General features: G+C 39.5%; 1 protein-coding gene. It reads right to left on the bottom strand.

Features of this window, described 5'->3' with window-relative positions; genetic code table 11:
* Window positions 1-30: 30 nt before the first annotated feature.
* Window positions 31-808 (bottom strand): Abi-alpha family protein (locus A9Y75_RS25845; protein WP_143046520.1); only part of this gene is annotated, 778 nt, incomplete at its 5' end.

Raw genomic sequence — 808 nt, 5'->3', positions numbered from 1 at the left:
AGAAACAAAACAGAAAAACTTTGCTTGCATTTACCCGTCAGGTTTTTCACATGCGCTTATGAATTCAAAACCGAATGGAGTAATATCAATGTACACATAGAAGCATTTTTCCCTATCTGCATGTGGGCGAAATGAACCAGTCTTTAGTTTTACCAACCCCAAACGATGAAGCTGCAGAAAAGAACTTGCCTCGTCAAAATCAGCCAAACTGAATTCTTCGGTATTTGCGATATCTGCTTCATCGAAATAAAAGTAAAGTCTTCCTGGCGCTTTTAACCCTTCAATACTATCAACTACTCCTCCATCCCAGGTAACTGGCTGATCTGCACCTACAGTCAAGGAGTTCATATTATCAGGTTTAAAAAGTTCATGCTTGTTTGCACTAGCTTTCATTCGCGAAAGCATATCTGCTTGATGCGAGTCCAACTCCGCAAGTATATTTATAAACTGAAGATTACTTCTTTTTTTTGATTTCGCTGAGTTCGCTAATAAGCTGGCCCACCTCAGCCTCAAAACATTTATGTCATCTCCAATATCATCGAACTGATTGGAGGCTTTTTCCAACAAAGGTATAGCTAAAGATTGAGGAATTCTTTCCGGATCAATTCCGGCCTCATCACAAATTTTTTTCGTCTCAGCTAATATCTTGACCGCATTTTCCAATCTCTTCTTGCGAATTTGATCTGATAGTAAATCCCCCAACTCAGCGAGTGGGCCAAACACTCTTTTGGCAAATGCCAATATGTCCTGAGTAGTCTCTTTAGAGACATCAACATTAAAACTTACAGACGATTTGTCACCACTATTC

The sequence above is a fragment of the Trichormus sp. NMC-1 genome (assembly GCF_001858025.1).
Classification (GTDB): domain Bacteria; phylum Cyanobacteriota; class Cyanobacteriia; order Cyanobacteriales; family Nostocaceae; genus Anabaena.
This window is presented reverse-complemented; position numbering and strand designations above follow the sequence as displayed.